This is a genomic window from Hyphomonas atlantica corrig., from assembly GCF_017795365.1.
Taxonomy (GTDB): domain Bacteria; phylum Pseudomonadota; class Alphaproteobacteria; order Caulobacterales; family Hyphomonadaceae; genus Hyphomonas; species Hyphomonas atlantica.
In genome coordinates, this window is the sequence record NZ_CP051254.1 from 3,308,568 (window position 1) to 3,326,908 (window position 18,341).

17 protein-coding genes, 1 tRNA gene and 1 riboswitch are annotated in these 18,341 nt (G+C 59.4%); of the genes, 11 read left to right on the plus strand and 7 right to left on the minus strand.

Annotated elements, in window-relative coordinates:
• Positions 1 to 73 precede the first annotated feature (73 nt).
• Both argS and HF931_RS15800 read right to left on the minus strand, forming a co-directional pair.
• Positions 74 to 1,846, minus strand: a complete 1,773-nt coding sequence (gene argS, locus HF931_RS15795; protein ID WP_273241015.1) for an arginine--tRNA ligase — start codon at positions 1,844 to 1,846, stop codon at positions 74 to 76.
• Between the two features lie 4 nt (positions 1,847 to 1,850).
• Positions 1,851 to 2,408, minus strand: a complete 558-nt coding sequence (locus HF931_RS15800; RefSeq protein WP_241764193.1) for a hypothetical protein — start codon at positions 2,406 to 2,408, stop codon at positions 1,851 to 1,853.
• A 112-nt stretch (positions 2,409 to 2,520) separates the two neighbouring features.
• Here HF931_RS15800 and ispH point away from each other — a divergent pair, with 112 nt between their 5' ends.
• The 4 genes from ispH (at position 2,521) to HF931_RS15820 (ending at position 5,270) form a co-directional block, all read left to right on the plus strand.
• Positions 2,521 to 3,474 (plus strand): 4-hydroxy-3-methylbut-2-enyl diphosphate reductase, encoded by a 954-nt coding sequence (gene ispH / locus HF931_RS15805; protein WP_273241017.1) that lies wholly within the window; start codon positions 2,521 to 2,523, stop codon positions 3,472 to 3,474.
• Between the two features lie 57 nt (positions 3,475 to 3,531).
• The gene (gene trhO / locus HF931_RS15810; protein WP_273241020.1) at positions 3,532 to 4,473 is read left to right on the plus strand and encodes an oxygen-dependent tRNA uridine(34) hydroxylase TrhO; all 942 of its coding nucleotides are present in this window, start codon (positions 3,532 to 3,534) and stop codon (positions 4,471 to 4,473) included.
• On the plus strand, positions 4,470 to 5,126 hold the full coding sequence (locus HF931_RS15815) for a glutathione S-transferase (RefSeq protein WP_273241022.1): 657 nt from the start codon (positions 4,470 to 4,472) through the stop codon (positions 5,124 to 5,126). The genes trhO and HF931_RS15815 overlap by 4 nt, the downstream gene beginning before the upstream one ends.
• A 67-nt stretch (positions 5,127 to 5,193) precedes the next feature.
• A tRNA-Pro gene (locus HF931_RS15820) sits at positions 5,194 to 5,270 on the plus strand.
• A gap of 53 nt (positions 5,271 to 5,323) precedes the next feature.
• Here the strand turns inward: HF931_RS15820 and metA are convergent.
• The 3 genes from metA to recA form a co-directional block, all read right to left on the minus strand.
• Entirely contained in the window at positions 5,324 to 6,277 is a 954-nt protein-coding gene (metA, locus tag HF931_RS15825; RefSeq protein ID WP_273241023.1) for a homoserine O-acetyltransferase MetA, read from the minus strand.
• Positions 6,278 to 6,332: 55 nt separating this feature from the next.
• Positions 6,333 to 6,410: riboswitch (SAM riboswitch) on the minus strand.
• A gap of 45 nt (positions 6,411 to 6,455) precedes the next feature.
• Complete coding sequence (alaS, locus tag HF931_RS15830) at positions 6,456 to 9,095, minus strand: alanine--tRNA ligase (protein WP_273241025.1); 2,640 nt, start codon at positions 9,093 to 9,095, stop codon at positions 6,456 to 6,458.
• Positions 9,096 to 9,273: 178 nt separating this feature from the next.
• Positions 9,274 to 10,368: a recombinase RecA gene (gene recA, locus HF931_RS15835; protein WP_035553375.1), complete on the minus strand. Its 1,095-nt coding sequence runs from the start codon at positions 10,366 to 10,368 to the stop codon at positions 9,274 to 9,276.
• A gap of 157 nt (positions 10,369 to 10,525) precedes the next feature.
• Between recA and HF931_RS15840 the strand changes: the two genes are divergently transcribed.
• On the plus strand, positions 10,526 to 10,738 hold the full coding sequence (locus tag HF931_RS15840; RefSeq protein ID WP_273241027.1) for a DUF2093 domain-containing protein: 213 nt from the start codon (positions 10,526 to 10,528) through the stop codon (positions 10,736 to 10,738).
• Entirely contained in the window at positions 10,738 to 11,643 is a 906-nt protein-coding gene (locus HF931_RS15845; protein WP_273241029.1) for a M23 family metallopeptidase, read from the plus strand. Before HF931_RS15840 ends, HF931_RS15845 begins: the two co-directional genes overlap by 1 nt.
• A gap of 314 nt (positions 11,644 to 11,957) precedes the next feature.
• Here the strand turns inward: HF931_RS15845 and HF931_RS15850 are convergent, their stop codons facing one another.
• Entirely contained in the window at positions 11,958 to 12,695 is a 738-nt protein-coding gene (locus HF931_RS15850; RefSeq protein WP_273241030.1) for a hypothetical protein, read from the minus strand.
• A 119-nt stretch (positions 12,696 to 12,814) separates the two neighbouring features.
• Here HF931_RS15850 and HF931_RS15855 point away from each other — a divergent pair, with 119 nt between their 5' ends.
• A complete protein-coding gene (locus HF931_RS15855; protein WP_273241032.1) occupies positions 12,815 to 14,884 on the plus strand; it encodes an ATP-binding protein in 2,070 nt (689 codons plus the stop codon).
• 34 nt (positions 14,885 to 14,918) lie between these two features.
• Here HF931_RS15855 and HF931_RS15860 read toward each other — a convergent pair whose 3' ends face one another.
• Positions 14,919 to 15,890 carry a quinone oxidoreductase family protein gene (locus HF931_RS15860; protein WP_273241034.1) on the minus strand — a complete coding sequence of 324 codons (972 nt, stop codon included), beginning with the start codon at positions 15,888 to 15,890 and terminating at the stop codon, positions 14,919 to 14,921.
• 61 nt (positions 15,891 to 15,951) lie between these two features.
• Between HF931_RS15860 and rnhB the strand changes: the two genes are divergently transcribed.
• The 4 genes from rnhB to HF931_RS15880 all read left to right on the plus strand — a co-directional run bounded on the left by rnhB (position 15,952) and on the right by HF931_RS15880 (position 18,315).
• Complete coding sequence (rnhB, locus tag HF931_RS15865) at positions 15,952 to 16,536, plus strand: ribonuclease HII (RefSeq protein WP_420537746.1); 585 nt, start codon at positions 15,952 to 15,954, stop codon at positions 16,534 to 16,536.
• A gap of 137 nt (positions 16,537 to 16,673) precedes the next feature.
• The gene (locus HF931_RS15870) at positions 16,674 to 17,099 is read left to right on the plus strand and encodes a GIY-YIG nuclease family protein (protein ID WP_273241037.1); all 426 of its coding nucleotides are present in this window, start codon (positions 16,674 to 16,676) and stop codon (positions 17,097 to 17,099) included.
• Positions 17,100 to 17,174: 75 nt separating this feature from the next.
• Positions 17,175 to 17,663 carry a DUF4440 domain-containing protein gene (locus HF931_RS15875; protein WP_273241039.1) on the plus strand — a complete coding sequence of 163 codons (489 nt, stop codon included), beginning with the start codon at positions 17,175 to 17,177 and terminating at the stop codon, positions 17,661 to 17,663.
• Positions 17,664 to 17,853: 190 nt separating this feature from the next.
• Entirely contained in the window at positions 17,854 to 18,315 is a 462-nt protein-coding gene (locus HF931_RS15880; RefSeq protein ID WP_273241040.1) for an XRE family transcriptional regulator, read from the plus strand.
• Positions 18,316 to 18,341 lie beyond the last annotated feature (26 nt).

Here is an 18,341-nt window from a genome sequence, read left to right on the forward strand (position 1 = left end):
TAACTCCTCTACTTATCTCTCAACGAAAGATCAGGGAGGATCTGCTCAGTGGCAAGCTACACCGCTGTAGAGACTACATGCGCTCCGGAATACGGATCCCGAGGAGGTCCAGCCCGGTCTCCAGCTGGTTCAGGACAGCTGCTGACAAGGCAAGACGGCTGGCGCGCAAATCGGCATCCTCTTCCGAGGCGATCGGCAGCGCGGCATAGAAGGCGCTGAACCCCTGGGCGAGGTTGTACACATGCTCACACAGGACATGCGGCATGCGTTTCTCTCGCGCTTGAAGGAGCGCGGCTGCAAAGGCATCCAGCTGTAAAACGAGGGCGCGCTCTGCATCATGGCCAATCTTGATGTCGCCCGGCTTGAAACCGGCCTCCGCAGCTTTGCGCAGAACGGATTTGATCCGCACGGCCGCGTAAAGCAGGTAGGGCCCGGTCTTGCCTTCGAAGCTGGTAAAGCGGTCGAGGTCAAAGACGTAATTGCTGGTACGCGTATTGTGCAGATCCGAGAAACGCAGCGCAGCTAGGGCCACAGCGGCAGCCACTTCATGACGCTCCTGTTCCGACATATCTTCGGGCAGCTTGCCGGCTTCCACAATCTTTCTCTGCGCCTCTTCAAACGCCATCGTGTTCAGGTCCGCCAGGCGTAGTACGCCGCCTTCGCGGGTCTTGAAGGGCTTGCCGTCGTCGCCATTCACCGTACCGAAGCCGATATGCTCCATATGGCCTTCATCGATCAGGCCGAGCATCTCCGCCGCACGAAAGACCTGTTCGAAGTGCAGCGCTTGGCGCTGGTCGACCACATAGAGCATCAGCTCCGGCGTGGGCTCCATATTCTCCATTCGGTCTTCGATCGTCGCAAGGTCCGTGGTGTGATACCCGGTGCCGCCGCGGCTGTTGACCAACATGATGGGCGGCATGTCCTTCTTGTCGCTGTCACGCTCAATACGAACAATGACGGCACCATCATCCTCTTCAGAGAGACCCGCCGTCTTGAACTTCTCGACCAGTCCCGGGATCAGGTGATCCACATCGCTTTCGCCCTTCCAGAGGTCGAAATGCACGTTCAGGAATTCGTAATCGATCTTCAACGCCTCGACGGAAACATTGATGAAATGGCGCAACAAGGCGCGATAGCCGGGCCGACCCGCCTGTAGCTCTGCGACCGCTTTCTGGCTGCGCTCATTGCGCGCGGCATCTGCTTTCGCTTTGGCGCTCGCAGCAGGGTACAGGCGTGCCAGATCATCAATCGTAACTGGCGGCTCTTCTGGATACGGTCCTTCAAAGCTCTCGTCGAAATAGATCAGGTCCGGCTGCTCGTCATACAGCTCGGTAACCAAGTGGCCCATTTGAAGCCCCCAGTCGCCGAGATGAGTGTCGCCTGTCACCTTGTCGCCAAGAAAGCGCAGGAGACGCACCAGCGTGTCGCCGATCACGGCCGAGCGCAGATGGCCGACATGCATCGGCTTGGCGACATTCGGGCCACCAAAGTCGATCACGGTCACTTTCGGGTCCGGCGCAGGCTCCGCACCTGCCATGTCGTCTGTCCGAATGAATTCTGCGCGCTGAGACATGGCCTCGTCCGAAACGCGGATATTGATGAAGCCCGGCCCGGCGACTTCCGCCGACAAGATCATCGAATGCTCTTTCAGCGCCGCAGCAATTTCGCCAGCGATCTCGCGTGGGTTACGACCCGCGGACTTGGCAGCGCCCATCGCGCCATTGCACTGGAAGTCAGCAAATTCGGGCTTGTCAGACCGGCGCACAGCCCCCCATCTCGCCTCCAGCCCCATAGCTTCAAAGGCGGCGCTGGCGGCCGCCGACAATTCATTGATCAGACTGGCCATGATGTTACTGCCCGGCATCCATGCGGAAACGTTTGCCCGCGCGGTTGAATTCCAATTGCTCTTCGGTCAGCTCGAACCCGACAATCACTTCGAAGTTCGTGCCTGAGATCGACTCGTCTACGCGTGGGATCTCGATGGTCTGGATCACTTCCGTGGCACCTGCGAGCTTGTTACCGCCGAAATTCGCATCGACATTGAAGTATTCCTTGGCGAGTACCTTACCACTGCGCCGGATCACCGCGACATAATACGGGAAGGTGTGCGTGGACGCGTCAGCCGCTGGACCTTTGCCAAACGCAAAATCGATCTCGAGTTCCGCCTTCAGTGGGTCTGTTCCGACATACCGACAGAACAGGCGAACATCTATCACCTCTCCGGTGTATTCGATATTGGTGTAGAGTTCACCGCCACCATCAAGTTCGATATAACGCGACGAATCATACAGCGCACCAACTGGCGGGCATGGCCCGGCATTCTGGCGCGTATCAAAAGTCTCTGCGAGCTTGCTGCCTCCACAGCCAGAGAGGATGACCGCGGCGAGAAGTGGGGCATATTTAATCATGCGTCGGCGTGTCCTTCTTGGCCTGATGCAAAGGCCTGTCCATCTGTTGCTGCAGATGTGTTAAAGGCCCAGACGTCTCGGCGCAACGCCCACAGGCAGGAGATAGGATGAAATGACCGACAGGCAGCCACTTACAATCCGCCTTGCCGCCCCGCGGGGCTTCTGCGCGGGCGTTGATCGCGCCATTCAGATTGTCGAAGAAGCCCTCGGCAAATGGGGCGCGCCAGTCTATGTGCGCCACGAAATCGTCCACAATGCGCATGTGGTGAGTCGTCTTGAGGAGCTTGGGGCCATATTCGTCGAGGAACTGGACGAATGCCCGGAAGACCGCCCGGTCATCTTTTCCGCGCATGGCGTACCGAAATCCGTGCCCGCCGAAGCCGAACGCCGGAACATGATCTATGTCGACGCGACCTGTCCGCTTGTTTCCAAGGTGCATGTCGAAGCCGAACGCCATCATCGCGAAGGCCGTGAGATTGTGCTGATCGGTCATGCAGGACACCCCGAAGTCATCGGTACGATGGGACAATTGCCCGGCGACACGATCACGTTGATCGAAACCGTCGAGGACGTCGCCGCGTTTGAGCCCACCGATCCAGACAATGTCGCCTTCGTTACCCAGACGACCCTGTCGGTCGATGACACCGCAGACATTGTCGCCGCACTACAGGCTCGTTTCCCCGGCATTTCGAGCCCCCACAAGGAAGACATCTGCTACGCCACCACAAACCGTCAGGATGCCGTGAAAGTTCTGGCGCCGGGCACAGATCTGGTGCTCGTTATCGGCGCGACGACGAGTTCCAATTCGGTCAGACTGGTCGAAGTTGCCAAGCGCGCCGGTGCCGCACGGGCGGAACTGGTGGCGAGCGCGGAGAACATCGACTGGGCCTGGTTTGATGGCGTGTCAACCCTCGGCCTGACCGCCGGGGCCAGCGCGCCGGAAGACCTTGTGCAGGGTGTGATCAATGCCTGCGGTGAGCGGTTCGATGTCTCACTCGACAAGATCGAGACGGCCCGAGAAACGGTGACCTTCAAACTGCCGCGCATCCTGTCTGAGCCGGTCTGACACGAGCCTGCGCGGCCAATATTCAAATCTGCCCCGCATTCTGGCATAAGGCGCGTCATGACCTACACGATTGCAGCCTTTTACAAATTCTTCTCCTTCCCGGACTTTGAAGCCCGCAAGGCGGATCTCGCCCAGCTTCTTTGTGGTGCCGGCGTCAAGGGCACCGTCCTGTTGGCGGCCGAGGGCGTGAACGGCACGATTGCCGGTACGGCTGATGGCATTGAGACTGCGCTGTCTGCCCTTCGCGCAATCCCGGGGGCGGCAGATCTTGAAGCGAAATTCTCCGAAGCCGACGAGATGCCGTTCCTGCGCCTGAAAGTGCGCCTGAAGAAGGAAATCGTCACAATGGGTGTGCCCGGCACGGATCCAAATGCGCTGGTCGGGACCTATGTCGAGGCGAATGAGTGGAACGATCTAATCAGCGATCCGGACACTGTGCTGATTGATACGCGCAATGATTATGAATACGCCATCGGCACCTTCGAAGGCGCGATTGACCCCGAGACCAAGACGTTCCGGGAGTTTCCGGAATGGTTCCGCGAATTCCGCGCCAAGCTTGAAGCCGAAGGCCGCTCACCCAAGGTCGCCATGTTCTGCACGGGCGGCATCCGCTGCGAGAAAGCGACCAGCTTTGTGAAATCGGAGGGCATCGAGGATGTCTTCCACCTGAAAGGCGGCATACTGAAATACCTCGAAACCGTGCCCGAGACAGACAGCAAATGGCGCGGCGAATGCTTCGTCTTCGATGAGCGCGTGTCAGTAAAGCACGACCTGACGCCCGGCGAGTACGACATGTGCCATGCCTGCAAGCGTCCCATCACGGATGCGGACAAGGCGGAGGCCAGCTATGTGCCTGGCGTATCCTGCCCTCACTGCATCGACGAGATGAGCGATGAGCAACGCGCCCGCTTTGCCGAGCGCCAGAAGCAGATCGACCTTGCCCGCCAGCGCGGCCAGGAACATATGGGCCCGGAGGCACGCCGGAGCGAAGACGCATGAGCGCGGCGCATACGCTCTACACGTTTCGACGTTGCCCCTATGCCATGCGTGGCCGGATGGGCCTCTCCATAGCCGGTGTCCCGGTGCAGGTCCGTGAAGTCGTCCTGCGGGACAAGCCGGCCGAGATGCTGGAGGCAAGCCCGAAAGGAACCGTGCCGGTCTTGCTGACCTCCTCTGGTGACATTGTGGATGAAAGCCTCGATGTCATGCGCTGGGCGCTGGCGCAGAACGATCCGGAAGGCTGGCTGGACGCCGATCCCGACACGACGCATGAATTGATCGCGCGCAATGATGGTCCGTTCAAGCGCGCGCTGGACAGATACAAATACCCCAATCGCTATTCCGACGAAGATCTCGTGCCCGGCGCCGCGCGCGCCAGTGGTCTCGAAATCCTTCAGGATCTGGACGTGCGGATCACAGCGCAGGGGGGCCAGCTTGTCAGGGCCGAACGGAGCCTGGCCGACATCGCGATCTTTCCGTTCATCCGCCAGTTCGCTCACACCGACATGGACTGGTTCAACGCGCAGGATTTGCCCGCGCTGCAGGCATGGCTGGAGGGGCATAAGCAGAGCTCGCTCTTCAAGGGCGTGATGAAGAAATACGCCCAATGGAGCCCCGGCGCCGACGAGCCGATATTGCCGGTTGCAGCCTGAATCCTCGAACCTCAGATTGCCCCCTTGAAAAATTTTTGGGCAGGCGTAAAAGCCCCGTTCTTCGGCGCGGAGTGTAGCTCAGCCTGGTAGAGCACTGTCTTCGGGAGGCAGGGGCCGGAGGTTCGAATCCTCTCACTCCGACCATTCTTTATTGTCCGGCTTGGCCGGATTTTGAGAGCCCCTTGGCGATACAAAGATTACTTGGCCTGCCGGACCTTACTGTCGCCGCCGCGCTCCGTTCCTATATCTTCGAGATTATAGGATGTCGTCTGATACATCTGGTTTATCCAGTTCCCGAACAATAGAAACGCGTGCGAGCGCCACCGGTTTTTCGGGGTCCGGGTGGGGTCATCATCCGGAAAGTAATTGGCCGGTACCTTGATCGATTTCCCCGCCGCCACATCTCGCTGATACTCTGCGCCGAGCGATGTAGAATCATATTCAATATGATTGAAGATATAGAGCCGGTTTCCGTGCGCTTCATGCAACAGGCACAGTCCGGTCTCATCGCTCTCCATAAGAATGCTCAGACCACTGTCTTCGGGAATGTCTTCCCGCCGCACATCCGTCCAGCGCGACACCGAAACGGAAAAGTCGTCCGAGAACCCCGTGAGGAAAGGAGATTCCGGCTTGCGATTATGGTGACGATAAACACCAAAAGCCTTCTCTTTCAGCTCGTGCTTTGGAACGCCGTGAAAATGCTGAACTGCCGCCATGGCACCCCAGCAAATGAAAAAGCTGGAATGCACATGGGTTTCTGTCCAATCGAAGATCTGTTTCAACTCGTCCCAGTACGACACGTCTTCGAATGGCAACCGCTCAACTGGCGCTCCGGTTATGATGAAGCCATCGAACTTCCGATCCTTCACCTCATCCCAGGTATGGTAAAAAGAGATAAGATGTTCTTCCGACGTGTTGCGGGCAACATGGCTGCCGATCCGGACGAGCGTCAGCTCCACCTGCAGCGGAGTTGCGCCGACAAGCCGGGCAATTTGCGCTTCGGTCTCGATCTTGTTGGGCATCAAATTCAGAAGGCCGATCTGCATGGGGCGGATATCCTGCCGTGTGGCAATGGATTCATCCAGCACCTGCACGCCTTCGCGCACAAGCGTTTCGCGCGCGGGCAAGCCGTCAGGAATTCGAATGGGCATACGCAATACTCCGCTACCAAGTTCTGGCCAGCCGGACTCTTGCCGTGAGGGTGTTCGGAATATCCGCGCAGCCTTTTAGCAAGTTGTTTAACGTGGCTGCAAGCCGACCGACCAAATCACCACGGAGCCCCTACATAGGGGCTCCGCCGCTTGAGTCAATTGCTGCTGGCCTGGCCGCCTAGCCTGCGAGCGCGGCACGCACGGCCGCTAGCGCCTCGTCTGCCTTGTCCGCATCCGGGCCGCCCGCCTGAGCCATATCGGGTCGGCCGCCACCGCCCTTGCCGCCAAGAGCTTCGCTGGCCGCTTTCACCAGGTCGACAGCAGAGTAAGTGTCGGTCAGGTCTTTGGTTACGCCAACGGCAACGCCCGCCTTACCGTCCGCGACGCCCACGAAAACGACAATGCCGGAACCGATCTGCGCCTTGGCCTCATCGACCAGCGTACGCAATTCCTTCCCGCCGACACCTTCGGCAATACGTGCCATCAGCTTGACGCCATTGATCTCTTCCGGTCCGGCAGGAGCAGCCCCGCCGCCGCCCATGGCGAGCTTGCGCTTGGCTTCGGCAAGCTCTTTCTCCAGCGCCTTGCGCTCGTCTCCCAGAGCCGCCACGCGCCGCGGAACATCCTTGAGCGGAACTTTCAGGCTCTCAGACAGATCGACCGCGATCTGCGCACGTCCTTTCAGGAAGGCAACTGCCTCTGCGCCTGTTGCTGCCTCCACCCGGCGCACACCTGCCGATACACCGCTCTCTGACGTAATGACAAAAAGGCCAATATCGCCAGACCGCTCCACATGCGTTCCGCCGCACAGCTCAACCGAGTAGCGCCGCGCGTCGCCCGTGCCCATGGACAGCACACGAACTTCATCGCCATATTTCTCACCAAACAGGGCCAAGGCTCCTGCTTCGATGGCCTTGTCCGGCGACGTCACCTGAATCCCCGTCGGCATGTTCTCACGGATTTGGGCGTTGACTTCGTCTTCCACGGCTTCGATCTCAGCCTGGCTCACTGGGCCATTGTGGGAGAAGTCAAACCGGAATCGATCTGCCTCAACGAGGGACCCTTTCTGCGTGACGTGCTCACCCAGCACCTTGCGCAGGGCCGCATGCATGATGTGAGTGGCCGAATGATTGGCCATGATGGCGCGTCGACGCTCCGCATCTACGCGAAGGTCCGCAGACTCACCCAGCTTCACCTCACCGGAAACGAGTTCGCCAATATGCACATGCAGATCAGCAGCACGCTTTTGCACATCACGCACAATGAAGCGTGCTCCGTTCGCAAAAACGATTTCGCCATGATCTCCCGCCTGCCCGCCAGACTCGGCATAAAATGGGGTTGTATCGAACACGATCTCGGCTGCGCCTGGTGACAATGTATCCACGCGCGCTCCGCCGGCCGCAATCGCAACCAGCTTCCCCTTTCCATCTGTGCTGTCATAACCGGTGAATTTGGTGGCACCAGCATCATCGCGAACACGGAACCAGATATCCTCCGTGGCCTGATCTCCCGAGGAGAAACCCGCTGCGCGGCTGTCTTGTCGCTGTTGCTCCAGTGCAGCCTCGAACCCGGCGACATCGACACCCATATCGCGCCCACGTAGAATGTCTTGCGTCAGATCAAGTGGAAATCCGTACGTGTCCGACAATTTGAAAGCCACATCGCCCGGCAGCGCATCGCCCGCCTTCATGTTCGCGGTTTCCTTGTCGAGCAAGGACAGCCCGTTGCCCAGCGTACGCTGGAAGCGGGCTTCTTCCTGCTCCAAAGCGGACTCGATTGCCGCCTTGGCCCGGCCAAGCTCAGGATAGGCCGCGCCCATTTCGGATATCAGTGCTGGCGCCAGTTTGTACATCAACGGCTCGCGCGCGCCGAGCAGATGACCATGCCGCATGGCACGGCGCATGATGCGGCGCAGGACATAACCACGACCTTCATTGGACGGCAGTACGCCATCGGCGATCAAAAACGCTGACGTACGCAAATGGTCTGCGATTACGCGGAAGGATGCCAGCTGATCGCCAGCGGCCTTCGAGCCATAGAGGTCTTCCTCGGCGGCGATCAGATTGCGGAACAGGTCAATGTCGTAATTGTTGTGCAAGCCTTGAAGCACGGCAGAGATCCGCTCCAGCCCCATGCCCGTATCGATCGATGGCTTGGGCAGGTTCTTGCGTGTGCCGTCGGCCTGCTGGTCGAACTGCATGAAGACGAGGTTCCAGATTTCGATGAACCGGTCACCATCCTCGTCCGGGCTACCGGGAGGGCCACCAGGAACGCTTTCGCCATGATCGTAGAATATTTCCGAGCACGGGCCGCACGGGCCAGTATCGCCCATCGACCAGAAATTATCGGATGTGCCGATCCGGATGATCTTGCTGTCATCAAATCCGGCAACCTTTTTCCAGATCGCGGCGGCTTCGTCATCTTCAGCATAGACTGTGACGAGCAGCTTCTTCGGATCGAGCGCGAACTCCTTGGTGCACAGCTCCCATCCGAACGCGATCGCGTCTTCCTTGAAATAATCGCCAAAGGAAAAATTACCCAGCATCTCGAAGAATGTGTGGTGACGCGCAGTATATCCGACATTGTCGAGATCATTGTGCTTGCCGCCCGCGCGCACGCATTTCTGGGACGTGGTTGCCCGCGGCCCCGGAGGCGTTTCGGCCCCGGTGAATATGTTCTTGAACGGGACCATGCCGGCATTCACGAACAGAAGCGTCGGGTCGTTCTGTGGGATGAGCGGCGCGGACGCCTGACGCAAATGACCTCGCTTCTCGAAGAAGGAGAGAAAGGTCTCGCGAATCTCGTTTACGCCGGTCATGGGCAACACTGTGTCCTTGCGATGAGGGTTGGGCCGAATGAATCGGCACAAATATTACACCGGCGATATAAAGGTCCCTTCGCGGCGCGCCAAGCGGGGTGCGCCACAAAGGGACAGTTCATTGACCTGAAATGTGAGAGATCATGCCCTGAAATGCCAGATTTCAGAGCATATCAGATCACCCTTCGGCGGCGTCCGGCAGATCGTCATCCTGCTCAGACTCCATGCCGGCATTGAGGAGTTCGTCTGCGAGCAGGCCCGCATTGCGCCGGATCGCGTCCTCGACCTCATCCGCGATAGCGGGGTTTTCCTTGAGGAAATTCCGTGTCTTCTCGCGGCCCTGGCCCATGCGTTCGCCCTTATAGGAGTACCAGGAACCAGACTTTTCAATCACTTCAGCCTTCACACCAAGATCAATCAACTCACCCGTCTTGGAAATGCCTTCGCCATAAAGAATGTCGAATTCGACCTGACGGAAAGGCGGCGCCACCTTGTTCTTGACGACTTTCACGCGGGTCTGGTTACCGATCACTTCATCACGATCCTTGATCGCGCCGATACGGCGGATATCCAGACGAACAGACGAGTAGAATTTCAAGGCATTACCGCCCGTCGTGGTTTCCGGGCTACCGAACATGACGCCAATCTTCATCCGGATCTGGTTGATGAAGATCACCATGCATTTGGACTTGGAAATGGAGCCAGTCAGCTTGCGAAGCGCCTGGCTCATCAAGCGGGCCTGAAGCCCCGGCAGGGAATCACCCATCTCGCCCTCAAGTTCAGCGCGCGGTGTCAGGGCAGCGACCGAGTCGATGACCAGCAAATCCACCGCGCCGGAACGCACCAGCGTATCCGCGATTTCCAGCGCTTGCTCGCCGGTATCAGGCTGGGACACGAGAAGATCATCCAGATCCACGCCAAGCTTTCCAGCATATACCGGGTCCAGCGCGTGTTCAGCATCAATAAAGGCGCAGACGCCGCCATTCTTCTGCGCCTCGGCTACGCTGTGCAGCGACAGCGTCGTTTTACCCGAGCTTTCCGGACCATAGATCTCAATGATGCGGCCCTTGGGCAAACCGCCAATGCCGAGTGCGATATCCAGGCCGAGCGATCCGGTGGGAACCGCTTCGACATCCATCACCTTCTTGTCGCCGAGCCGCATGACCGAGCCCTTGCCGAAGGACCGTTCAATATTGCCGAGCGCTGTTTCGAGAGCCTTCTGCTTATCCACGCCTGAATCCTTGTCCACGAGTTGAAGCGCCGCTTTGGCCATGAGTCGTCTCCTTAGGTCTACCATGAGGCCGCATTTGGCAAGGCCCCCTTTTGCCATCTCTGACTCGGATGTACCATATTTGTTCCGCGGAACAAAGGGGAAACTTTCTGCGCGGCGCATCTTTTCTTTTCTGCCCATTTCAGGCATGCTCGCGCGCATGCTAGATCGATCCAGCCGCCCCGCCGGCGAAGCCCGCCTTCGCTATCTCGATGCCGACATCGAAATGATCTCGCCTGGAGACTACGTCACCTGCGCGGTAACCGGCCGCAAAATTCCCTTGCAGGCCCTGCGCTATTGGAGCGTCGACCTTCAGGAAGCCTATTGGGATGCAGAGACGGCAAGCCAGCGCATGGTCAAGGCGGGCAGCTGATGCGGCGCGCGCTGCTGGCCGGGCTATCGACACTGATCATGGGCTGCGCGGTGGCAGAGACGCCTGCCCCCACGGCCAGTCAGGACAATACCGCGATCACGCCTGCGCCGATGTGCGATGGGGTACTGACCCAAGGCGGGCTGGTGATCTGTACCGGCGCGCCGGGCAGTGTGTTCACGGTGGCGGGCACGAAGCTGACGGTCAGTGACATGGGCTCGGCACAATTCGGGATCAGCACGTCCGCCCCAAGCGTCATTGGCTGGTCTCATGACAGTGGCGCGTTCGGAGACTTGGCCATCGCCCCGCGCAAGGATGACTATCGCGAAATCTCGGGCTTTGATTGTGACAAGGTGGACGCCCGCTCCGCCGAGCAGAAGGCACATGCCTCGCGCAGCTGGGTGAAGAAGCAGGACGCGTTTGCGAGCTTCAATCCCGGCCCCGGCGCGCTGGAGGGGTTCGTGAAGCCCTCTGATGCACCAACATCTTCGCCGTTCGGGCCGACGCGGAAATATGTCGGCGTCTCAAAGGTGACCGGGGAGCCGTGCGAGAGCACTTCAGTGCATCGCGGATATGACGTGGCGACGCCGGTGGGCACGGAGGTGATCGCGCCGGCGCCGGGGGTGGTCGTGCTGGCCGATCCGGATCTCTATTATGAAGGCGGCACTGTGTTCCTGGATCACGGGCATGGCCTGGTCTCGGTCTTCATGCACCTGTCATCTGTCGATGTGGCGGCGGGCGACATCGTCCAGACCGGAGACCTGCTGGCGAAGACGGGCAATACCGGGCGCACGACCGGGCCGCATTTGCACTGGGCCGTGAAGTGGCGAAATCCCGAGTCCGACAATCGCGGCGGAGATTTCTACATAGACCCCGCCCTGTTGCTGCAGCTGGATACCGCCGACTAGCCACTAAGCATCATGGTTAGCGCAATGTTGCGTACGCCCGGTCAATCCCACACGTTTCCGGAACAAACCCTTCATCCGTCATGGGGCATATTTCCCCTGTGGCGCGAACACCTTTCCCCTCTCCCGGAATGCGCGTCACCCCCTCCCGGGCGTCATGGCACCTGCAAATTCCCATGACCTTCGAGATGAAAATGGGCGGTTCCCATCAACTGCACCCCGCCGCCCATAGCCCTGCCTGCCCACCCTCACGCACCCGAGCAGGCAGGGCCCAGGCGGGCCCGACGACACAGTGATTTTCAGGAAAGACGCCCCGGTCAGGCCGGGGCCGATGCCCCATCGGCGGCACGCGCGGAGGCATAGGCCGCTTCATCCGCCCAATGGCAGAAGCACCAGAAATCCTTCAGCTTTTTCTGAAGATCATCCCGCCGCATCCGGGCCGTGGCATAGCCCGGTGGGCGCCCCGTGCGCAGCGGATGAATGCGCCCGCGCTGCCCCGCCTTCATCAGGGCCAGTCGCCGCGCCTGCCAGCGCGCCATGCGCCCGGCCTCCTTATCCCGCGCGGCGCAGGTTTCGACCAGACGGGAGAGCCGCGCCAGCAGAGGCGCTGCCTCCACCCAGTCTGGCGGCCCTTCCGGCTCTGGCGCGCGGGGCATGCCGATGATGGTGATGTAGGGGCGCGGGCCGTACTTCACCGGCGGGTCCGGCGGCGGAATATAGAGGCTTAACGGATCGGCCAGTGCCAGCTTGCGCGGTGACGGGTCGCCCGCCGGGATGCCAGACGCTTCACCGGCCTGGCCGGGGCCGAGCGGGCCCGCCGCGCGTGGCTTTGGCGCGGCCCATTGAACGGCCAGTTCCAGCGACATGAGATAGAGCATGCGGCGGACCAGGGATTCCAAGGCGCGCAGCGTACGCAGGCTCGCAAAATACACCGCACGCGGCACAGTTCCATCCTCGCCGGGGCTCAGCGCCTCGCGCACCGCCGCCATCCGCCCGGCCACAAAAGGCCAGGCCGAAGCCAGCGCACGCTTGGTAAGATCCTCCAGCTCGAACATGCATAACAGCATACGCCAAGGGTCAGAGGGGTTGGATAAGGATTATTTTGTTTGTCGGATAGAAAGCAATCGTCCTATGCTCACCACGTTTGGTTGAAACAGTAAAGGGGCTGAGGCGGATGCCGTCACTATCTCAAAACGTCAAAAATCGAGTTCGAAAACTACCCAAGCCGTCTAATAGTGCTCAGGCACTTCAGCCGTTGTTTGAGGCTGTCAGTAACGCTTTGTATGCCATCGAAGACAAAGTTGAGATGGACGAGTATTTTAAAGGTGAAGTAGTCGTTCGTGTTGATGGTCTATCCAAGCCGAAGAATGTCCGAATTGAGGTTAGCGATGACGGGATCGGCTTAGACAAAGTTCGCTTCGCAGCATTCTGCGAACTAGACACAGCCTTTAAAAGGAAAAAGGGTGGCAAGGGAGTCGGTCGCTTATTTTGGCTCGATGCTTTTGATAGAATAAAAGTTGAAAGCGCCTATACTGAACAGGATAGCCTCAAGAACCGCGCGTTCTCGTTTCGACTGTCAGAATCAGACCAAATCGTACCTTCTGACGAGTTCGAGACTGACAAGGCAAAAGGAGCAACCGGCACCAGCATAGTATTTCACGGGCTCAAATCTGGACCTTACACTGATCAATTTCCAAAGAAAACCGATACGTTTCTCAGGTACTTTAGTTCTCACTTCATCGCTGACTTCTTGATGGGAAAGTCGCCGAAAGTGACCGTCGTGCTCAACGGCGAAGCCCACGAGTACCCAGCCTCCATCAGTGAATTGGTGGTAGGCGAGAGACTCGAAGCTCCATCTACAAAAAGCGAAGAATATGGCACTTTGAATATCACAGGCTTTAAATGCCGCCCATCCGCCAGCGCTGGACTAGAGGGGAGACACCAGCTCCACCTACTCGCCAACGGAAGAACCGTGGAGACCAGAAAAATCGATAACCTACTAGGACTTTTCGGCATTCAAGATGGGGAACACGACGATCTAGTTTTTCACGGCTGCATCTCCGGCGAGTACTTGGATGAACGCGTGAATGAAGGAAGGACCGCGTTCAATATTCCGGAGAAAAAACTGAAAGAGATATGTCGATATTGCGCAGACATCGTCAAAAGTGAACTATTGCAAGACTCAATCGCCGAGTATGCGGAGGAAAGACGAAAGAGCTACGAGAAATTCGTCCGCGAACACCCAATTTATGGCTTCGACGAAACCGAAGTCCAACTTGAGCGAGTCCCATTCCATGCAATGAGTGCTGAAGATTTTGCTGCTGGTTTGGTTAAGTATCAAATCAGGCGAGAGGAAGAACGCCAGCAAGCCATTGAACAAGTGATCAAATCAATCGAGCACTTGGAGAACATCCCAAGCGACTTTCAAGACACAGTCATCAAGGCAGCTGCGGATATACAAAGATCCGAGCAACTTGCTCTAGCCCAGCACGTGGTGCGTAGAAAGCTGGTCCTAGAACTTCTTGATAAGCTTATAAAACGTCTACGCAAAATTCCGAGCACAGAAGGCAAAGACCGCCAAGACAGGCATCAGCTTGAGTCGACCCTGCATTCGTTCATCTGCCCTATGTTTGTGCGAGGGGATGATCCGAATGAAAGGAGGTCGCGTGCTCATGACCTGTGGATCGTTGATGAAAGGTTTGCATTCACGAGAGCGTTCTCGTCAGACAAACGCCTAGATGCTTTAATCTCTGACGGTGGGTCTGCTGATCGACCTGACTTGGCCCTATGGGACTTAGCTTTCGGAATGGGAGTTGCTAACGATCAATCTGAAGAAGTTGACCTTTCCGAGCCCCTCAGAAAAATGATGATAGTAGAGTTCAAACATCCTGGCCGGAAAGAATACCCCAAACCGGAAGATCAAATCGAGCAGCAAATTACGAAGTACTTGGCTCAACTGAAAAACAGCGAACTTGAATCGTTTGATCGGGATCGCATTCGTATTGCCGATGATTGCATATTTTATTGCTACGTAGTTGCGGACATTGTTGGCGATCTGCGCACCCAACTTTCAAGCTGGGAAACCACCGCAAACCAACAGGGACGGATTCGACCTCTAAAAGGCGATTACCGCGGATCCATCGAAGTTGTTCAGTGGAGAGATTTAGTCAATGATGCATGGCAACGAAATGCCGCAACTATGCTGGCAGCAGGCTTGAAGCGCCATAATAGCACCATGGCGTAGCTCACGAACTTTAGCGTAAGAATCTTCACCTGACCTAAGGCACCAACACCGTCGCCCCGGTTGTGGTGCCGCTCTCTATCGCTTCGTGCGCCTTCGCCGCTTCAGAGAGCGGGAAGCGTTGGCCGATGTCGGCTTTGAGGGTTCCGGAGCTCAGGGCACTGAAGAGGAGGCTGGCGCCGCGCGTCAGGCTTTCCGCATCCTGAATGAAGCTGAACAGGGTTGGCCGCGTCATGACGAGGGAGCCGCCCTGCGCCAGACGGCCGGGCGGGATCGGCTCAACCGGGCCGGAGGCGTTGCCATAGGTGACGAACCAGCCTGCCGTACGCAGACTGTTCAGGCTTTCCTCCGCGCTGATGCGGCCGACACTGTCATAGGACACGTCCACGCCGCGCCCGCCGGTCAGCTCCCGCACCTTGTCGGCCACGTCCTCATAGCCGATGATCACATCAGACGCGCCCAGCGCCCTGGCCTTTTCGGCCTTCGCTTCCGTTGAGGTGACGGCGATGACGCGCGCGCCAAGGCTGGCCGCCCATGGCACCAGCAGGCTGCCCACGCCGCCCACGGGGGCCCAGACCAGGATCGTCTCCCCGGCCTGAAGCGGGCGCACCTCGAACAAGAGCGCCCAGGCGGTGAGCCCTTTCAGCAGAACGGCGGCGGCATCCTGCGGGGTGATGCTGTCCGGCAGGGGGATCATGCGCTCCGCCGGGCCGGTGAAGTGGCTGGCATAGGTGCCGCTGGCCAGATAGGCCACCTTGTCGCCGGGCTTCAGATGGGTGACGCCCTCGCCCACTTCCTGCACGGCGCCGGCGCCTTCCTGTCCGGGCGTGAAGGGAAAGCGCACGGGGTACAGGCCGGTGCGGTGATAGGTGTCGATGAAGTTCAGGCCCGCCGCGCTCTGGCGAACGGTGACCTCACCGGGGCCGGGCTTGCGGGGGATGAAGTCTTCAACTTGCAGCACGTCCGGGCCACCGGTTTCGTGCATCTGGATGCGATAAGGCTGGGTCATGGCTGCTATAGAGACCCGAGGCGCGCTGGAGCGCAAGAGCGACTCGCGTTTCTCTGGCGCCATGACGAATACAACGCTGATCATTGCCGGTGTGGATGAGGCGGGCCGGGGGCCCTGGGCCGGGCCGGTGACGGCCGGCGCGGTGATCCTGGACCCGGCGCAGCCCATTGAGGGCCTGACCGATTCCAAGAAGCTGACCGAGGCAAGGCGCGATGCGCTGGCCCCCCTCATCCGAGAGCGCGCGGCGGCGTGGAGCGTGGCGCATGCAACACCCGAAGAGATCGACCGGCTGAACATTCGTCAGGCGACCTTCCTGGCGATGGAGCGGGCCGTGGCGGGGCTCGGCCTGGTGCCGGGGCACATATTGGTGGATGGCAACGCCCTGCCCGCGAATTTGCCCTGCAGCGCGGAGGCCATTGTGAAGGGCGATTTGACCGAGCCGGCAATCTCCGCCGCGTCGATCCTGGCGAAGACGGTGCGCGACGCGCTGATGAAGGAACTGGACGCCGCCTTCCCGGCCTATGGATTTGCCCGGCACAAGGGCTATGGCACGGCGGCCCATGCGGCGGCGCTGGCAGAACACGGCCCCTGCCCGCACCACCGCCAGAGCTTTGCCCCGGTGAAACGGGCCCTGACGCGGGCCTGAGCCCGTGGTCGGCCCGGTCTTAACCAATTGGGCGATCCTGTAAGCAAATCTCCTCCGCAGGCCCCTGATCCGGCCACAATTTAACGGCTGATTAACCGTTGCAGGAGAGCTTCGCGCAATTGTGGAGGGTCAGGCTCATGTGGATATTGTTCGGATGGCATACGTGGTGGGGCGAATCCGGGAGGCCGTACCGCTTCAAGATCACGCTGACGCCCAAGGGCCTGCCGGATCAAGGCGGCGTCTATGTGTTCGTGCAGCGCCGCTTCGTCTTTTTCCTGTTCCCGCTCTACATTGGCAAGGCCGCGAACTTCAAGAACCGGCTGATCGGCCATGAACGCTGGTGGGAAGCCTGGTGGAAGCGCGGCGCGACCGAGCGGCATGTGTTGGTGATCAAGAAGGAATCCGATCGCGCGCGGATCGAGGAAGACCTGATCCGCCGCTACCAGCCGCGCATGAATGACATCCTCATCCCGCGCGGCCACAATGATGCGCCGAACAATGCGCGCCTGCGCTTCTGGTGGAAGCTGAAACGCTTTTTCCGTATTCCGTTTCTGGCGCGCTAGGCCGGGTTTTCTGCTTGGCCCGTGCACCCTGTTTGCTAGGGTGATAGGGAGGCCATACCCCGGAGGAACCAGACCATGCTTGCACGTTCGAAACTGCCGCTTGTTGGCCTGCTGATCCTGTTGGGAGCGTGTACCGACACGTCCGCCGCACCGGCACCTGATCTTGCGCAGGAAGAGGCGGTACTGCGCGCGCTGAAATCAGACACATGGCCAGGGATCTATGCGGCAAATGATGCAGATGCGTTGGCCGCGTTCCTAGCTGATGATTTCGTACTGATTGGCGGCGGCGTGCGCACGAAGGCAGATGAAGTGGACTGGATGCGCGAGCATAGCTGGAGCGCGCCGGAGGATTTCAGGTTTGAGGTGGATGACGTGATCTTCCTTACGCCGGACTCCGCATTGGTCTACGGACGCGGCCTGAGTACGCGCGAGACCGAAGACGGCACGCCGTGCCAGCACAGTTACACATCTTCCAACACGTTGCGGCGCACCGCCGATGGCTGGCACGCGGTTTCGTCGCATGTCTCTGACGCGACCTGCGCCCCCGACGCCGCCGAGGATTAAGCCGCATATTTCCCGCACGGGTCCGGACGCGGATGGATGTACGCCGCACGCACGTCTGGCTGGCCGCCCCTGTGTGACGGGTCGCTGGCGGGCCTCTGGCAGGCTCGTGACGGCGTCATGACGTGGCCGGGCAAGGGCTTTCTCCCCATTCTGAACGCGGTTACAAACAGCCCATGGAAGGGGAACACACATGCAATTCGATGCTGATGCCGCCAAAATCAAACGCTGGCGTGAAGAGCGCCACTGGTCACAGGAACATCTGGCCGAACTCGCGGGGATTGGCGTGCGCACGGTGCAGCGGATCGAGACGGGCGAAAAGGCCTCTGGCGACTCCCTGAAGGCGTTGGCGGCGGCGTTCAACGTCGATGTCATGGCGCTGACGGTGGATGCGAAGACCGAAGCAGAGGCCATGATCCGCGAAAAGAGCGCCAAGGCGACCGCCGCGATGCGGCTCGGCTTCTTCATCCATCTGGCCAGCTATCTGTTCGGCATGATCGTCTTCGCGGGAATCAGCCTGAGCATTGGCGGAGAGCGCTATGCCATGCTGACGCCGACAATCTGGTGGACGGTCGGCCTTGCGGGCCACGCCCTGGCGCTCGCCATGGTCGAATTGACCGCGCGTTACCAGCAGCAGGTCGGCGCTGCGGATTGACCGGCGAACCGCGCGAAACGCTTGCG